We start from the raw sequence: 16,518 nt of genomic DNA, 5'->3' as shown, positions 1-16,518 counted from the left end.
GCGACATCCCGCTCCCTCATTTCGGGAACGATTTGAAAGACTTGGCCCATCATCGGAAAGGGCGTTGTGCGACACTCGTGTGCGACAATCAGCACGAGACCGTTGCTTAGATGATTGCTTTTCAACGATTTTTGGGGAAATGGTGCCGCTTACAGGACTCGAACCTGTGACCCCCGCATTACGAATGCGATGCTCTACCAACTGAGCTAAAGCGGCACATGGCGCACAGCGCCTCGTGGGAAGCGCGCGCTTACCAGCGGGTGGCGGCGCTGGCAAGCGCCGCTTGCGCTGTTTTCGCAGATTGCCGGCCGCCGCCGCCCGCCGGGGATTGTTTCATTCATCCTTTACCATGAACCGTCACAATACCCCCCGGGCAGCGACGCCCGTGAGGATCGACTATGGACAGGGCGCGAGGGCCGGACGATCAGCCCGAACGAGAGGAGTTCGACCGCGATGGCGTCGGACAGGGGCCGGAACCGCAGCGCGTGATCGGCGGCGACGAGCGGCGGATGCATGTCCGCGCGTACAACCACTGGATTTCGCTGCTCAAGGGCCGCACCTATCCGACCATCGACGAGTTGGATCTCGCAGCGGCCGGCGATTTCGGCCCGCACGGCGTGCTGCTCGATTTCTCGCACGACGATGCCGAGCCGCGCATCCGCTTCATCGGTCATGCCGTGCGCGAGGAGTGCGGCGTCACCTCCGGCATCCTCAGGATCGCCGACGTACCGCAGGGCTCGCTGCTGGCGCGCCTCACCGAGCAATATCCGCAGATCCTGGCCAGCCGCGCGCCGATCGGGTTCGAGGCGGAGTTCGTGTCGCAACGCGGCCACCCCACCCTGTATCGCGGCATCCTGATGCCCTTCTCGTCGGACCAGCGCCGGATCAACTTCATCTATGGCGTGATCAACTGGAAGGAGGTCGCCGACGCGCGCATCCAGGCGCAGCTGGCAGCGGAGATGGCGGACGCCCGCAGCACCGATGCGCCGCCCCCCGCCCCCGTCGCACCCGCCTGGGCAGACGGGCCGAGCGCAGGGCTGGACGCGACCGAGGGCGACCTTCGATCCGCGAGCGACGTGTTGCGCACGACCCCTGCGCTCGGATCGGTCGACCTGGATGCAGGGACGGAGGAGTTCGTCCTGCTGCTCGGCCGTGCGACGCTGGACGGCCGCGTCGAGATCGTCGGCGCCGTGGACGGCAGCGACGGTCTCACGCAGGAGGCGATCCGCCGCGTGCGGCGCGACTGACGCAGCGCAGCAATTCCTTCGCACCTGCGACAAGGGTTGAGCCGGTCGAAGCCGGGGCGCATATCCCTGCCATGACCGAAGAGGATAAGGTGCCGCAGGCAATTGCGGCGAGGTTGTTCGATGGTGCGCTTCCGAGCGAACTCGAAGGGCTCGGAACCGAGGAACGGGAGGCGGCGGTACGGCTGGTGGCGGATGCCGCCCGCGCCCGCCCGCCCGGGTCCGCCTCCATCGCCATCGACAGTGTCACCACCGACGGGCGCCGCCGCATGCGGCTTGCCGTTGTCAACGACGACATGCCCTTCCTGGTCGATTCGATCGCGGCCGCGATCACGGGCCACAATCTTCTCATCGAGCGCATCATTCACCCCGTGCTCCCGGTCGTGCGCGACGCAGCCGGCTCCATTGTCGACATCGCCGACGGCGGCGCGCGCGAATCGATGGTCTATATCGAGATGGACCGCGTCGACGCCCGGCTGCGTCGGGAACTGAGCGACGAGATCGAGCGCAACCTGGCGGACGTCCGCGCCGCGGTCGCCGATTGGCAGCCGATGCAGCAGGCGATGCGCGACGATGCGGCGCAGACGCCCGATCCGGAGACCCGGGCGCTACTGGAATGGTTCCTGGACCGTAACTTCACGCTGCTGGGGCACCTGCGCTGGTCGGCGGGCGAGAGCGATCGCGACTGCCTGGGCATCGCCCGCCGCCCGATCCACAGCCAGATGCTCGCCGAAAGCTCCCGCCAGCGCGCGATCGCCTGGTTCGAAGCAGGCCACTCGCTGCTGCTGCTCAAATCGAACGCGCTCTCGACCGTCCACCGCCGCGCGCCCCTCGACCTGGTCGTGCTGCCGATCCGCGAAGGCGGCCGGGTCGTCGGCCTCTCGATCCACGCCGGGCTCTGGACCAGCGCTGCGCTGCATGCCGCCCCCGCGGAAGTGCCGGTGCTGCGCCGCAACCTCGCCGCCCTCCAGGCGCAGTTCGGCTTCGATCCCACGGGCCACGCCGGTAAGTCACTCGCCCATGCGCTGACCGCCCTGCCCCATGATCTCACCACCGCCTTCCCGCCGGAGGCGCTGGAGACGCTGGCGCTCACGGCCATGTCGATCGCGGACCGGCCGCGCTCGCGGGTGGTGCTGATCCGCAGCCCGCTCGGCCGCCATCTGTTCGCGTTCGTCTGGCTGCAGCGCGACGACCTCTCGACCGGCCGGCGCAGCGCCATTGGCGACATGCTGTGCGAGGCGGCGCACGCCCGGCTGCTCAGCTGGACGATCGCCGTCGAGGGCGACGCAGCCCTGATCCGCTACATGCTCGACCTGCGCGGCGAGGGGCAGATGCCCGACGGCGCGGAGCTCGACCGGCGCGTCGAACGGATGGTCCGCGGCTGGAGCCCGGCGATCGAGGCGGCGCTGGGCGAGATCGCGCCCTCAGGCGCCGCCGCCCGCCTGGCCCTGCGCTATGCCACCGCCTTCCCGGTCAACTACCGCAACGTCAACACGGCCGAGGAAGCGGCGCATGACGTGCTGCGCCTGGGCAGCCTCAGCGACACCGGCAGCCGCTCCGTGCGCATCCTGACGGCGCCCGACGGAACGCTGCGGATCAAGCTCTACCGCCAGGGCGGCGCGCTCTCGCTGTCGGATGCGGTGCCGGTGTTCGAGAACTTCGGCTTCCGCGTGGTGGAGGAGATCCCCACCCGCTTGAGCGACGAGGCGCAGTCCTTCATCCACGACTTCGCGGTCGAGCTGCCAGGCGCCACCGGTGCGCCCCAGTTCGACGTGGCCGTGGCCGAAGAAGCAATCGCCGCCGTGCTCGAGAACCGGGCCGAGAACGACGGCTTCAACCGGCTGATCGTGGAGGCCGGGCTCGCCCCCGCCTCGGTGGTGCTGTTCCGCGCCTGGTTCCGCTATCTGCGCCAGGCGGGGCTCACCTATCCGCTCGGTACCGTCGTCGACGCGCTCCGGCGCGCGCCGAAGGTGGCGCGTGCGCTGGTCGAGCGCTTCGCGGCGATCCACGATCCGGCGAATGCGGACGCGGCGACGGCCGAGGAAGCGGACGCCGCGATCGAGCGCGGCCTCGACGCCGTCTCGGCGATCGACGACGACCGCATCCTGCGCGCGATGCGTGCGCTGATCGGCGCGACGCTGCGCACCAACGCCTTCGCCCCGGCTGCGGCCGAAGCGCTGGCGTTCAAGCTCGACAGCGCCAAGGTGCCGGGCCTGCCCAAGCCGCTGCCGTGGCGCGAGATCTTCGTCTATTCGCCGCGGGTGGAGGGCATCCACCTGCGCGCGGGTCCGGTCGCCCGCGGTGGTCTGCGCTGGTCGGACCGACGCGACGACTTCCGCACCGAGATCCTGGGCCTGATGAAGGCACAGCGGGTCAAGAACGCGGTGATCGTGCCGACCGGTGCGAAGGGCGGCTTCTATCCCAAGCAGCTCCCTTCCCCCTCGGATCGCGACGCCTGGCTGGCGGAGGGGACGGAGAGCTACCGCATCTTCATCCGCACGCTGCTGTCGATCACCGACAACCTCGTCGAGAACCGCGTCGTCCATCCGGAGGGCGTGACGATCCTCGATGGCGAGGACCCCTATTTCGTGGTCGCCGCCGACAAGGGCACCGCCACCTTCTCCGACGTGGCCAATGCGCTGGCGATGGAGCGCGGCTTCTGGCTGGGCGATGCCTTCGCCAGCGGCGGCAGCCACGGCTATGACCACAAGGCGATGGGCATCACCGCCCGCGGCGGCTGGGTGTCGGTCCAGCGCCACTTCCTGGAAATGGGCGTCGACGTGCAGGCCGATCCGGTCACCGTCGTCGGCTGCGGCGACATGTCGGGCGACGTGTTCGGCAACGGCATGCTCCTGTCCAAGTCGATCAAGCTGCAGGCGGCGTTCGACCACCGCCACATCTTCCTCGATCCGAACCCGGATGCCGCCAAGAGCTGGGAGGAGCGCCAGCGGCTGTTCAACCTCCCCCGCTCTAGCTGGGACGACTACGACAAGGCGCTGATCTCGGAAGGCGGCGGCGTCTTCCCGCGCACGGCCAAGACGATCCCGCTGTCCGAATCGGTACGCCGCATGCTGAGCGTCGAGGACACCGAACTCGATCCGACCGCGCTGATCTCCGCGATCCTGCGCGCACCCGCCGACCTGCTGTGGTTCGGCGGCATCGGCACCTATGTGAAGGCAGGGCACGAGGCGCATTCGGACGTCGGCGATCCCGCCAACGACCGCATCCGCGTCAACGCAGAGGCGCTGCGCGTGAAGGTCGTCGGCGAAGGCGCGAACCTGGGCGTGACGCAAGCCGCGCGCATCGCCTTTGCGGCCAAGGGCGGGCGCATCAACACCGACTTCATCGACAATTCGGCGGGCGTCGACTGCTCGGACAACGAGGTCAACATCAAGATCGCGCTGAACCGCGAGATGACGGAAGGACGGCTCGGGTTCGAGGATCGCAACGCGCTGCTGGCGGAGATGACGGACGACGTCGCCCGGCTGGTGCTGGAGGACAATCGCCTCCAGACGCTCGCCCTCTCCTTCATGGAGGGCGATGGCGCGGTCGCGGTGCCGAGCTACGTCCGCGTGATCGAGATGCTCGAAAGCGCCGGCCGGCTCGACCGCGCGGTCGAGGGCCTCGCCCCCAACGACGAGCTGCTGCGCCGCGCGCAGGAGGGCCAGGGCTTCACCCGGCCCGAGCTCGCCGTGCTACTCGCCTCGGCCAAGCTCGCGCTCCAGGACGCGATCGAGGCGAACCAGCTCGGCCACACGCCCGAACTGCTGCCGGACCTGCAGGCCGCGTTCCCGCGCGCCATGCAGGCACGCTTCGGCGATGCGATCGAACAGCATCGCCTGCGCGGGGAGATCGTCGCCACCAAGCTCGCCAACCGCATCGTCAACCGGCTGGGCGTGCTCCACCCGACCGAACTGGTCGAGGAGGAAGGCGCTGCCGTCGGCGATCTGGCCGCGATGTTCGTCGTCGCCGAGCGGCTGTTCGACCTGCCCACCCTCTGGGCGCAGATCGAGCAGGCGGACATCAGCGAGGACGCCCGCCTCGCGCTGATCGGCCATGCTGCCGCCGCCACCCGCGTGCAGATCGCCGACCTGCTGCGCGCCTGCCGCCCGGGCACGCGCCCAGCCGAGGCCATCGCGCGGCTGAAGCCGGCGATCGACCGCCTGGACGCCCAGGCGGATTCGCTCCTGCTGAGCGAGGCCCGCGCCCAGAGCGAGCGGATGCGCGAGCGCCTCGCCGCGGCGGGCGCTCCCGACGCGCTGAGCGCCCGCGTCGTCCGCCTGTTCGACCTGGACGGCGCCATCGGCCTGGCCGACCTGGGGGCAGAGCGCGGGGTGGACGAAGTCGTGCTCGCCCATGCGTTCACGCACCTGGGCGAGGCACTGGGGCTCGACTGGGCGCAGGCCGCCACGGCACGCATCACCAGCGGCGATCCGTGGGAGCGGCTGCTGATCGCGGGCCTCTCGCGCGACTTCCAGCAGCTGCGGCTCGACTTCCTCGCCCGGATCGACGGCACCGATCCGCAGGCGGCGGTCGATGCGTGGATGGCGGAGAACCAGCCCCGCGTGGCCCAGTTCACTGCGCTCGTGGCCCGTGCCCGGCTGGCGCCCACCCCGACGCTGGCGATCCTCGCGCAGATCGCCGGTCAAGCGCGCGTCCTGCTGGGACGTTGATCCAAGGCCGCGGCGGCCCTTCGGGGTCGCCGCAGTCCTTGCGCCTGAGGTGCTCTTCACTTCCTTGTTGCAATTGAGAATTGTTCGCGTATTCGAAGGGCACGTCCTTTCGAACAGCGATCCGCATGCCTCCAGCAGCCGCCGTCCCCTCCCCGTCCGTGCCCCGCAAGAAGAGCCGCAAGGCCTTCTGGCTGCGTCAGTTGCACACCTGGCATTGGATGAGCTCGGCGCTCAGCCTGATCGGCCTGCTGCTGTTCGCGATCACGGGCTTCACGCTCAACCACGCCGCCGATATCGAGGGAACGCCCACCGTCGCCTCCGGCCAGGCGACGCTGCCGGCCGATCTGCTGCCGCTCGTCCGCCCCGATGATCGCCCCGACGGCAAGCGCCCGCTTCCCGCCCCGCTCGCCGCCTGGATCGCCAAGACGCTGCCGCTGACCCCGCATGGCGATGCGGAATGGTCCGCCGGCGAAGTGTACCTCGGCCTCCCCCGCCCCGGCGGCGACGGCTGGGTCGCGATCGACCGGGAGACCGGCGCCGTCACCAGCGAGCGCACCGATCGCGGCTGGATCGCCTATCTCAACGACCTCCACAAAGGCCGCAACGCCGGCACCGCCTGGAGCTGGTTCATCGACATCTTCGTCGGCGCCTGCGTCATCTTCTCCGTGACCGGTCTGTTCCTGCTCCAGCTCCACTCGGCCAAGCGCCGCAGCACCTGGCCGCTGGTCGGCCTCGGGCTGGTGATCCCGGCGCTGATCGCCGTCTTCCTGATCCACTGAGACCCTGGGAGCCTTGCCCATGCACGTCCGCCACCATCTCGTGCTCACCGGCCTGCCGCTGGTCGCCGCTGCCGCCGGCATCGCCGCGCCCGCCCAGGCGCAGACGCTCGACCTGTCGATCACCATCCCGCGCCTGTCGGTCGCCGAATATCACAAGCCCTATGTGGCCGTGTGGCTGGAGAAGGAGGGCGGCGGCGCCCGCACCCTGGCGGTCTGGTACGACCATGACATGAAGAATGGCGAGGGCACCAAGTGGCTGCGCGACGTGCGCCAGTGGTGGCGCGCCTCCGGCCGCAGCATGTCCTTTCCCGCCGATGGCGTGACCGGCGCCACCCGCGCGCCCGGCACCCACAAGCTCAGCTTCACCGCGGGCAAGGGCCCGCTCGGCCAGCTCGGCCCGGGCAAATACACGCTGGTGGTCGAGGCCGCGCGCGAAGTCGGCGGCCGCGAGCTGCTGCGCCTGCCCTTCGCGTGGCCGCCCGCCGGCGGCGGCACCGCCCGCGCCGCGGGGACCAGCGAATTGGGCGCGGTGACGCTCACCGTCCGCCGCTGACATTTTTGGGAGGAACCGGAATCATGTTTCGCAATCGCCTGCTTGCCGCCGCCACGGCCGTCGCCGTGCTGCTTCCCGCCGCTGCGGGCGCACACCGCCAGTGGATGCTGCCGTCGACCACGATCGTGTCGGGCGACGACGCCTGGGTGACGGTCGACGCCGCCATCTCGAACGACCTCTTCTATTTCGAGCATTTCCCGATGCGCACGCCGCCTGCCGTCACGCAGCCGGATGGCAGCGCGGGCAAGATCGAGAACTGGAACACCAGCCGCTACCGCAGCACCTTCGACGTCCACCTGACGCAGAAGGGCACCTACAAGATCGCCGCCGTGTCGGACGGGGTGATGGGCAGCTACAAGCTCAACGGCCAGGAACAGCGGCTGCCGCGCGGCCTCACCGCCGACAAGCTCGCCGCCGCCATCCCCGCGGGCGCGACCGACGTGCGCACCACTGCCAGCACCAGCCGCAACGAGATCTTCGTGACCTCGGGCGCGCCCACCACCACCGTGTTCAAGACCACCGGCAAGGGCCTCGAGCTGGTGCCGGTGACGCACCCCAACGACCTCGTCTCGGGCGAGGCGGCGACCTTCCAGTTCCTGCTCGACGGCAAGCCCGCCGCGGGCCTTCCCGTCACGGTGATCCCGGGCGGCATCCGCTACCGCGACGCGCTCAAGCAGATGGACCTCAAGACCGGCACCGATGGCAAGGTCAGCATCACCTGGCCGGAGCCGGGCATGTATTGGCTGAACGTCTCCACCGGCGGCGGCCGCGGCGAAGCAGGCGCCGCGCAAGGGGCGGCTCCCAAGGCTGCACCGCCCGCCCGTCGCGCCGCCTATATCGCGACGCTCGAGGTGCTGGCGCCCTGACGCGCGCACGCATCGCCATCCCCTCGGTTCCGGGTCCGGCCGCCTTCGCGCGCCGCGACCCGGCCGCCGGCATCACGACGGTCGCCGGCGAGACGATGGGAACGAGTTGGACGGCCAAGGTCGTCGGCGGCGACCCGCAGGCGGCCCGCGCGATCGCCGGCCGGGTGCTCGGGCAGGTCATCGCCGACATGAGCCATTGGGAGCCGGGCTCCGCCCTCTCCCGGCTCAACCGCGCACCGATCGGCAGCTGGCAACGCCTGCCCCCAGCGCTCGTCACCGTGCTCGCCAGCGCCTGGCGGGTGGCAGGGGCAAGCGGCGGCGCCTTCGACCCCACGATCGGCGCCTTGGCCGACCTCTGGGGGTTCGGCCCCTCCGGCCCGCGCACCGCCCCTCCCCCAGCCGAGGCGATCGAGGCAGTCTATGCGGCTGCCGGTCTCGACGCGTTCGAGCTCGATCCGCTGCTGCTGCGCGCCCGCCGCTTGCGCGACGCGCGTCTCGACCTTTCCGGCATCGCCAAAGGCTATGCCGTCGACGCGCTCGCCGGTGCACTGGAGGCAGCCGGGCACCGCGACCTGCTGGTCGAGATCGGCGGCGAGTTCGTCGGCCGCGGCCTGCGCCCGGACGGCCAGCCCTGGTGGGTGGAGGTGGAGTCGCTGCCAGGAAGCAACCTCGCGCCGCTGCGCATCGCCGCGCACGATATCGCCATCGCCACCTCCGGCGACTATCGCCGCAGCTTCACCAGCGGCGGCCGCCGCTACGCCCACACACTCGATCCGCGCACCGGCCGCCCGATCGTGCACGGCACCGCCTCGGTGACGGTGCTCGCCGCCGACTGCATGCACGCGGACGCCTGGGCGACGGTGCTCACCGTCCTCCCTCCCGAGGAAGCACGCAGCTGGGCAACGGAGCACGCCCTCGCCGCCCGCATCGTGGTGCGCACCGATCGCGGCCTGGAGGAATGGCTCTCGCCCGTGCTGCAAGCGATGCTCGGCTAAGCCCGGCTCGTCAGCGCCGCTGCGCGCGCATCGCCCAGCCGACCGCGACCACCGGCACCGCCAGCGCAATCCACGACAGCACGTCGCGCACGCCATCGCCGGTCAGCGCGCTCACCAATCCCACCACCGACAGAAACGCGATCAGCGCCGGCAGCGCAAAAGTCGATCGGATCATTCCGCCGGCACCCATTCGCCGCCGCTCTCCACCTCGCGCACCCGCGCCGGCAGCGGCGCCCGGCGCTTGCCCAGCCACAGGTACAGCCCCGATCCCAGGATCACGATCGTGAACAGGTCGAGCACCGCCCACAGGATCTTGAGCGGCAGCGCGCCATAGTCGCCGAAGTGCAGCGGCTGCGACAGCAACAGCGCCTGCCCGTACCAGGGCAGCGGCCGCACGTCCGTCAGCCGGCCGGTCTCGGCATCGATCAGCGCCGGCGTCAGCAGCCGCTCGGTCAGCGGCGTGTCGCCCTGCAGGAACACGGCATAGTGATGCCGGCTGCTGAAGCCGCCGCCCGGAAAGGCGATGAACTGCGGGTTGTTGCCCGGACGCGCCCGCCGCGCCTCCGCCATCGCCCGGTCCAGCGAGCCGTAGCGCGACACCGGCAGCGCCGGGCGCCCGGCATAGGCCCGCGTCATCTCGGCCAGCTCATTCGCCTGCCACATCTGCATGATCGGCGTCGCCAGCGCGTTGACGACGCCCGTCAGCCCCACCACCAGCATCCAGGCAAGCGCCACGATGCCGAGCAGATTGTGGGTGTCCAGCCACTTCAGCCGCCGGCTGCGCGAGGTGCGCAGCGTCCCAAAGTCGAGCTTGCGCATGAACGGCGCATAGAGAACCACGCCCGAGACGATCGAGGCGACGAACACGACGCCCATCGCCCCCAGGAACAGCATCCCAGGCAGCCCCAGGAACATGTCGGTGTGCAGCTGGAGCAGGAAGTGCATGACGCCGTCCTCCGACGCGACTTCCGCAAGCTCCCCGGTCGCCCGGTTGTAGATCTGCATCGTCATCTCGGCCGCGGGCGCATCGGGGCGCGGGCCGGTGGTGATGGTCATCTGCGGGCGGTCGTTGTCGAAGGCCATGAACAGCGGCACCTCGCCCGGACGCGCGGCGAGCGCCTTGGCGAGCATGGTGTCGAGCGGCAGCAGCCCCGGCCCCTCGCCCGACGAACCCTGCCCCGTCATGCCGGCAGCCACGTCGCCGCCGCTCAGCCGGTCGATCTCGTCATGGAAGATCAGCGGCAGGCCGGTCACGCACAGCATCAGCAGGAACGCCGTGCAGACGATGCTCGTCCATTTGTGCACCAGATACCAGGCGCGGACGGTCGCCCGCGTCACGGTTGCAGCTCCGGATGGTCTCTCGCCGGCATGGCGCGGGCATAGGGCAGGCAGAAGTTGCGAACAAGTCGCAACTGGTACTCAGACCTCGGCCCAGCGCCGCAGCAGGTTGTGATACACGCCGGTCAGCTCGATCACCGAGCGATCGGCATGCCCCAGTTCGCCGGCGAGCCGCTGCACCGACTGGTCGAGCTCGAACAGGATCCGGCGCTCGCCATCGTCGCGCACTATCGACTGCATCCAGAAGAAGGACGCGACCCGCCTCCCCCGCGTCACCGGCTCCACGCGGTGCAGGCTGGATGCGGGATAGAGGATCATGTGCCCGGCCGGCAGCTTGACGCTCTGCACGCCGAACTGCCCCTCGATCACCAGCTCGCCGCCGTCGTACGCAGCCGGGTCTTCCAGGAACAGCGTCGCGGAAAGGTCGCTGCGGATGCGGAAGTCGGTACCGCGCTGGATGCGCACCGCGTTGTCGACGTGCGCGCCAAAGGTCTGGCCGATGCCATAGCGGTTGAACAGCGGCGGAAACACCTTGGCCGGCAGCGCCGCCGCCACGAACAGCGGCGTGCGGCCCAGCGCGTCCAGGATCATCCCGCCCGCTTCCTTTGCGGCCGCCGACGCTTCCGGCAGCTGCTCGTTGCGCTTGGCGAGCGCGGACTGGTGGCCGGAGGTGACGTTGCCGTCCACCCATTCGGCGGCGTCGATGATCGCCCGCAGCCGGCGGACGGCAGCGGCATCGAGCACCTCGGGAATGGCGATCAGCATGGCGGCGGCTTTCTCTTGCGGGTTGGCCGCGGCACCCGTGGAGCACCGCGGCCGGGTCTTGCTTACATGCGGTAGCTGAGCGTCAGCACCGCGGACCGTGCTTCGCCCGGCGTCGCCCAGCCCACGCCGGTCGAGGCGTTGTTGCGCACGCGGGTGTAATATTCCGTGTCGCCCACGTTCTTGACGTTCAGCTGTGCGGAGAAGTTCGGCGTGAAGTCGTACGCCAGATAGGCGTTGTGCACGAGATAGTCGTCGACCTTGTACAGCACGGTGGCGGCGTCCGGCGTGCTGTTGCTGAGGTAGTAGCTGCCCTGATAGGTCAGCCCATAGCCCAGCTGCAGCCCGAACGGCAGGCGATAGGTGGTGAACAGGCTGCCGGAATGCTCGGGCGTGTTGGTGAGCGGATTGCCGCGCTGCGGGTCGATCGTGCCGGGGGGCGAGTTGCGGGCGATGCTGCGCAGCACCTCGCTGTCGAGATAGGTGTAGTTGGCGGTGATCGTCCACGCGGGCGTGATCCGGCCGACGGCGCCCAGCGCGATCCCGTCGACACGCGACTTGCCGTCGAGCTGCTGCTCAGGGATCGTCGGATCACCCGTGGCGACCTTGTATTGGTCGCGCTCGTTGCGGAACACGGCCGCGGTCAGCAGCAGGCGCCCGTCCGACAGCTCCGCCTTGGCGCCGATCTCGTAGTTCTTGGCGCTCTCCGGCTTCACGTTGCAGGTGGCTTCGGTGCACGAACCGTTGACCGAGGTCTTCGACGGCGTCTCCGAATTGCCATAGGCGGCGTAAAGGCTGACCGCCTCGACCGGCTTGTAGACCGCGCCGATGCGGTACGAGAACAGATTGTCCTTGTTGTCGAGGCGCTGGCCCGGCGTGACCGTGCCCAGCGGCACCGCACCGGTGCTCGTCGCCTGCACGACGTCGCTACGGTTCCAGCCCTTGTTGTGCTCGTAGCGGACACCGCCGTTGATCTCGAAATGATCCGAGAACTTGATCGCGTCAAAGAAGTAGGCGGCGTAGTTCTCCAGCACCCCGGTCTGGCGCGCGCTGGGGATGAAGTTCACCGGCCCGTCGTAGACGTTGTTGCCATAGGTGAAGCCGGCCGGCCCGGTCACCACGTCGTTCGGGTTACCGATCGACATCAGCGGCAGGCTGGTGAAGGGCGTCGATCCGTCCGGGTTGCGCAGCGAATTGCCGCTCGACAGGAAGAACTTCTCCCAGCTGACCGCCGCACCCAGGGTGATGGTGTGCTCGATGCCCCCGGTGTCCACCACCGCGCGCAGGTCGGTCTGGTTGAACGCCAGCTGGTTGCGGGTGTCGCGCGTGTTTCCGCGCGGTCCCGACGGCAGGTAGAAGCCCGCCGGGGTGGTCGCCGGGCATGCAGCGCCCGTCGCCAGCAAGCCGGAGGCCAGGCAGAACGTCCCCTGCGGCGGATCAACCAGCGTGAACTGGCGCACGTCCTGCCAGCGCGTGAGGTTGCGGATGCTCACCCGGTCGCTGAACTCGTGCTCGAAGGTCGCGGTGAACTGGTCGACGTTGCTTTCCTGCGTGTCGATGTTGCGGAAGCCGTAATAGCTGCTGCGGTCGACGCCCGGCAGCGGCCCGTCGTTCGTCGCGTTGATGTAGTACGGAACGCCGTACTGCGGGATGTTCTCGTCCTCCTGGTGGAGGTACTGGAAGGTCAGCCGCGTCGGCCCCTCGATCCCGATCGTCACCGACGGCGCCAGGCCCCAGCGGCGGTAGTTCTCCACGTCGCGGCCGGGCACGTCGTTCTTGTGCGCCATCGCGTTCAGCCGCACCGCGACCAGGTCGCTGACCCGGACGTTGGTGTCCACGGTGCCGCGGTAATAGTCGTCCGTGCCGATGCCGCCGGTCACCACCGTGCGGTCGATCGCCAGCGGGCGCTTGGTCACCAGGTTGATCGATCCGCCGACCGAGCCCGATCCGGCATAGACCGAGTTTGCGCCGTTCACGACCTCCAGCTGTTCCAGGTTGAACGAATCCGTGCGGGTATATTGCGCGCTGTCGCGCACGCCGTCCTGGGTGATGTCGCTGTTGGCCGAATAGCCGCGCAGGTTGATCGCGTCGCCAAAGCCGGCGCCGCCCTCACCCGCGCCAAAGGTGATGCCCGGCACCGTCGTCAGCACGTCGCGCAGCGTCAGCAGATTCTGCTGCTCGATGGTCTCGTTGGTGATCACCGTCACGGTCTGCGGCATGTCGCGGACCTTGCGGGTGTTCTTCGGGCTCTCCTGGCGGGGCGAATAGACTTCGCCGGTCACCACGACCTCGTCAGTGCGCAGGATCTGGTCGTCCGGCTCGGTCGTACCATGCTTCACGACGGGATCCGCAGGAGCGGCGGCAGCCGGGCTGGAGGCGATGAAGCCGACGCAGGAAAGCGCCAGGAAGGTGGCGCCCGATGTCCGGGCAGCGATGCGCTGTTTCAAGTAGTTTCCCCCCAATGCAGTTGCAGCACTGCTATTGCGAGGAGTTTGCAGAGTCAACGCTATTGCGACTAACTATCAGCTTTGTATCAAGATGTCGCTGAGCAGCCAGGAGCGCAGCGCACTGGCGAGGTTGGGCGGATCGTTAGACTGGATGCGGGCGGCGTCGATGGCCGCGATCAGCGCGTTGAGCGGCAGGGCACGCGCCGCGGCCGCCCGTTCCAGCGTCTGCCAGAACAGCGGCTCCAGGCTGATGGAGGTCTGGTGCCCGGCGATCGTCACCGATCGCTTGACCGGCCCGGCGAAGCCGCCCGCCGGCGGCTCCACGTCCTTCACGGCGTGTCGAACAGGGCGGCGAGCTGGTCGATCATCGTGCCGGCCAGCTGCTCGGCGTCCATGATCGTCACCGCGCGCGAATACCAACGCGTCACGTCATGGCCGATGCCGATCGCCACCAGCTCGACGGGCGAGCGCCCCTCGATCCAGCCGATCACCTGCCGCAGGTGCTTCTCCAGATAGCTGCCCGAATTCACCGACAGGGTGGAGTCGTCGACCGGCGCGCCGTCGGAGATGACCATCAGCACCTTGCGGTCCTCCGGCCGGGCGATCAGCCGACTGTGCGCCCACAGCAGCGCCTCGCCGTCGATGTTCTCCTTGAGCAGCCCCTCGCGCATCATCAGGCCCAGCGCCTTTTTCGCGCGGCGCCAGGGCTCGTCCGCCTGCTTGTAGACGATGTGGCGGATGTCGTTCAGGCGCCCCGGCTGCGGCGGGCGCCCTGCCGCCAGCCACGCCTCGCGCGACTGGCCGCCCTTCCAGGCACGCGTCGTGAAGCCCAGCACCTCGACCTTGACGCCCACCCGCTCCAGCGTGCGCGCCAGGATGTCGGCGCTGATTGCCGCGATCGAGATCGGCCGCCCGCGCATCGACCCCGAATTGTCGATCAGCAGCGTCACCACCGTGTCGCGGAACTCGGCCTCGCGCTCGATCTTGTACGACAGCGACTGGCCGGGGTTGATGACGACGCGCGCCAGCCGGGCCGCGTCGAGCATCCCCTCTTCCTGGTCGAAGTCCCAGCTGCGCGACTGCTGCGCCATCAGCCGGCGTTGCAGCCGGTTGGCGAGCTTCGTCACGACGCCCTGCAGCTGGATCAGCTGCTGGTCCAGATAGGCGCGCAGCCGATCGAGCTCGTCGGAGTCGCACAGCTCGGTTGCCGCCACCACCTCGTCGAACGCGGTCGTGAACGCCTTGTAGTCGAACTGCGCCGGCTGGTCGGACCAGTTGCGGTTCGGGCGCACCGGCATCATGCCCTCGCCCTCGTCGCCGGGCTCGCCCTCGCCGTCCTCGGCGGCGTCGTCGTACCGCTCCTCGCCCTCGCCGCCCGCGTCCTGGTCGCGCCGGTCCTCCCCGCGCGCCTCTACCTCGCCCTCACCGCCGGGCTGCTCTTCGGCCTCGCCGTCTTCGCCCTCGTCCTGCGACTGATCCTCGGTGCTCTCGTCTTCCTCGCCGCCCTCGTCGCTGTCCTCGGGCTCCACCTCGCCCTGCACCAGCTCCAGCCCCTCGAGCATGCGCGTGGTCGCCCGCGCAAACGCCGCCTGGTCGCCCACCGTCGCCGCCAGCGCATCGAGCGCCTCGCCGGCCCGCTCCTCGATCCAGTCGTGCACCAGTGCCATGCCAGGGGCCACCGATGCCGGCGGCAGCTTGCCCGTCAGCCGCTCGCGCACCATCAGGCCGACCGCGGTCGACAGCGGCACCTCGGCGCGGGTGCGCGCCCGCGCGAGCGGGTCGGAGCGCAGCCGCATCGCCAGCGCCTGGTCCAGGTTGTCGGCGATGCCGGCATAGCCCTCGGACCCCAGCGCCTCGACACGCGCGGTCTCGGCCGCATCGAACACCGCGCGCGCGACCGCATCGGCCGGGGCATTGCGGGCATGCAGCGCATGGTCGTGCAGCCGCATGCGAAGCGCGAAGCCGTCGGCAAAGCCGCGCGCCTCGGCCACCTGCTCGGGCGGCAGCGCGCGTGCCGGCATCGGCACCTTGATGTGCCGCCCGGACGCCGCCGGCGCATCGGCGGTGAAGCCAAGCTCCACCTCCGCATCGCCCGAAAGCGCGCGCGCGGTGCCCCGCAGTGCGTCGCGGAACTGGTCGAGAAGCGTGTCCGTCGCCATTACCAAAGCGTCTCGCATCCGAACGCCGCAAACTGCGGGTCCTTTGTGATCACAATCAGGCCTTCCGTCAGGCCCTGCGCCGCGATCAGCCGGTCGAACGGATCGCGATGCTCGCTCTCCATCAACCCGGCCGTGCGGCAATGGTCGTGCCGCAGCGGCAGGTGCGTCATGCCGTCCGCCGCCACGGCGTCCTCAAATTGCCGAAGCGGCTCGGCCATTGCCGCCAGGCGACTCTGACGTACCTTCAGCGCGATCTCGAATGCGGAGATCGGGCTCACGAACACGCGTGCCGCCCGGCTTGCGATCGCGTCCTCAGCCGCTTGCGAGAGCTTCGGATCCTGAAGCCACCACCAGATCAGCGCATGCGTGTCGAGCAGATAGGCCAAGCGTCAGAGATCCGCCAACGTGCCCGCGAAGCGGTCGAGCTCGGCATCGCTGTATTCGGGCTCGAACCAGATGTCGCTGGGTACGTCCTTGCGCAGGTGCGCGAACCGGCCGGGGCGGCGCGGCTCCTGCTTGGGTGGCGCCACCGGCACCAGCTTGGCATAGGGCACCCCGGCCTTGGCAAGCACGATCTCCTCGCCCGCATGCGCACGGTCGATCAGCCGGGAGAAGTGGGTCTTCGCCTCGTGGACGTTGTAGATCTTGTGCGGGTCGGCCTCGGCCATCGCGCGCCTCCACGTGGGGTGGACCAATGAGTTA

The 16,518-nt window shown here is 69.5% G+C and carries 14 protein-coding genes and 1 tRNA gene; 6 read left to right on the top strand and 9 right to left on the bottom strand.

The window, feature by feature from the left end; translation table 11 throughout:
• Positions 1 to 140: 140 nt before the first annotated feature.
• Positions 141 to 216, bottom strand: a tRNA-Thr gene (locus tag VPH46_RS13635).
• Between the two features lie 182 nt (positions 217 to 398).
• Between VPH46_RS13635 and VPH46_RS13630 the strand changes: the two genes are divergently transcribed.
• The 6 genes from VPH46_RS13630 to VPH46_RS13605 all read left to right on the top strand — a co-directional run bounded on the left by VPH46_RS13630 (position 399) and on the right by VPH46_RS13605 (position 9,110).
• On the top strand, positions 399 to 1,247 hold the full coding sequence (locus tag VPH46_RS13630) for a hypothetical protein (RefSeq protein ID WP_416612022.1): 849 nt from the start codon (positions 399 to 401) through the stop codon (positions 1,245 to 1,247).
• A gap of 71 nt (positions 1,248 to 1,318) precedes the next feature.
• A complete protein-coding gene (locus VPH46_RS13625; RefSeq protein ID WP_416612020.1) occupies positions 1,319 to 5,917 on the top strand; it encodes an NAD-glutamate dehydrogenase in 4,599 nt (1,532 codons plus the stop codon).
• Between the two features lie 125 nt (positions 5,918 to 6,042).
• Positions 6,043 to 6,696, top strand: a complete 654-nt coding sequence (locus VPH46_RS13620; protein WP_416612018.1) for a PepSY-associated TM helix domain-containing protein — start codon at positions 6,043 to 6,045, stop codon at positions 6,694 to 6,696.
• A 19-nt stretch (positions 6,697 to 6,715) separates the two neighbouring features.
• Positions 6,716 to 7,249: a DUF2271 domain-containing protein gene (locus VPH46_RS13615; RefSeq protein WP_416612016.1), complete on the top strand. Its 534-nt coding sequence runs from the start codon at positions 6,716 to 6,718 to the stop codon at positions 7,247 to 7,249.
• A 23-nt stretch (positions 7,250 to 7,272) separates the two neighbouring features.
• Positions 7,273 to 8,115 carry a DUF4198 domain-containing protein gene (locus VPH46_RS13610; protein WP_416612014.1) on the top strand — a complete coding sequence of 281 codons (843 nt, stop codon included), beginning with the start codon at positions 7,273 to 7,275 and terminating at the stop codon, positions 8,113 to 8,115.
• A gap of 95 nt (positions 8,116 to 8,210) precedes the next feature.
• Positions 8,211 to 9,110, top strand: coding sequence for an FAD:protein FMN transferase (locus VPH46_RS13605; protein WP_416612012.1), 900 nt, complete (start codon positions 8,211 to 8,213; stop codon positions 9,108 to 9,110).
• Positions 9,111 to 9,120: 10 nt separating this feature from the next.
• Here VPH46_RS13605 and VPH46_RS13600 read toward each other — a convergent pair whose 3' ends face one another.
• The 8 genes from VPH46_RS13600 to VPH46_RS13565 all read right to left on the bottom strand — a co-directional run bounded on the left by VPH46_RS13600 (position 9,121) and on the right by VPH46_RS13565 (position 16,484).
• The gene (locus tag VPH46_RS13600; RefSeq protein ID WP_416612010.1) at positions 9,121 to 9,285 is read right to left on the bottom strand and encodes a hypothetical protein; all 165 of its coding nucleotides are present in this window, start codon (positions 9,283 to 9,285) and stop codon (positions 9,121 to 9,123) included.
• Complete coding sequence (locus VPH46_RS13595; protein ID WP_416612008.1) at positions 9,282 to 10,448, bottom strand: PepSY-associated TM helix domain-containing protein; 1,167 nt, start codon at positions 10,446 to 10,448, stop codon at positions 9,282 to 9,284. Before VPH46_RS13595 ends, VPH46_RS13600 begins: the two co-directional genes overlap by 4 nt.
• Positions 10,449 to 10,529: 81 nt before the next feature.
• Positions 10,530 to 11,213 carry a Fe2+-dependent dioxygenase gene (locus VPH46_RS13590; RefSeq protein WP_416612006.1) on the bottom strand — a complete coding sequence of 228 codons (684 nt, stop codon included), beginning with the start codon at positions 11,211 to 11,213 and terminating at the stop codon, positions 10,530 to 10,532.
• Between the two features lie 62 nt (positions 11,214 to 11,275).
• Positions 11,276 to 13,657, bottom strand: a complete 2,382-nt coding sequence (locus VPH46_RS13585) for a TonB-dependent receptor (protein WP_416612004.1) — start codon at positions 13,655 to 13,657, stop codon at positions 11,276 to 11,278.
• A gap of 75 nt (positions 13,658 to 13,732) precedes the next feature.
• Positions 13,733 to 13,990, bottom strand: coding sequence for a ribbon-helix-helix domain-containing protein (locus tag VPH46_RS13580; protein WP_125959884.1), 258 nt, complete (start codon positions 13,988 to 13,990; stop codon positions 13,733 to 13,735).
• Entirely contained in the window at positions 13,987 to 15,816 is a 1,830-nt protein-coding gene (gene cobT / locus VPH46_RS13575; RefSeq protein ID WP_416612002.1) for a cobaltochelatase subunit CobT, read from the bottom strand. The genes VPH46_RS13580 and cobT overlap by 4 nt, the downstream gene beginning before the upstream one ends.
• Positions 15,816 to 16,202: a type II toxin-antitoxin system VapC family toxin gene (locus VPH46_RS13570; protein WP_125959886.1), complete on the bottom strand. Its 387-nt coding sequence runs from the start codon at positions 16,200 to 16,202 to the stop codon at positions 15,816 to 15,818. Before VPH46_RS13570 ends, cobT begins: the two co-directional genes overlap by 1 nt.
• A 3-nt stretch (positions 16,203 to 16,205) precedes the next feature.
• Entirely contained in the window at positions 16,206 to 16,484 is a 279-nt protein-coding gene (locus VPH46_RS13565; RefSeq protein WP_132883139.1) for a type II toxin-antitoxin system Phd/YefM family antitoxin, read from the bottom strand.
• Between the last annotated feature and the right edge of the window lie 34 nt (positions 16,485 to 16,518).

The sequence above is a fragment of the Sphingomonas sp. MJ1 (PH-R8) genome (genome assembly GCF_048058635.1).
Lineage (GTDB): Bacteria > Pseudomonadota > Alphaproteobacteria > Sphingomonadales > Sphingomonadaceae > Sphingomonas.
The sequence above is the reverse complement of the archived record's forward strand: the minus strand, read 5'-3'. Positions and strand labels throughout refer to the sequence as shown.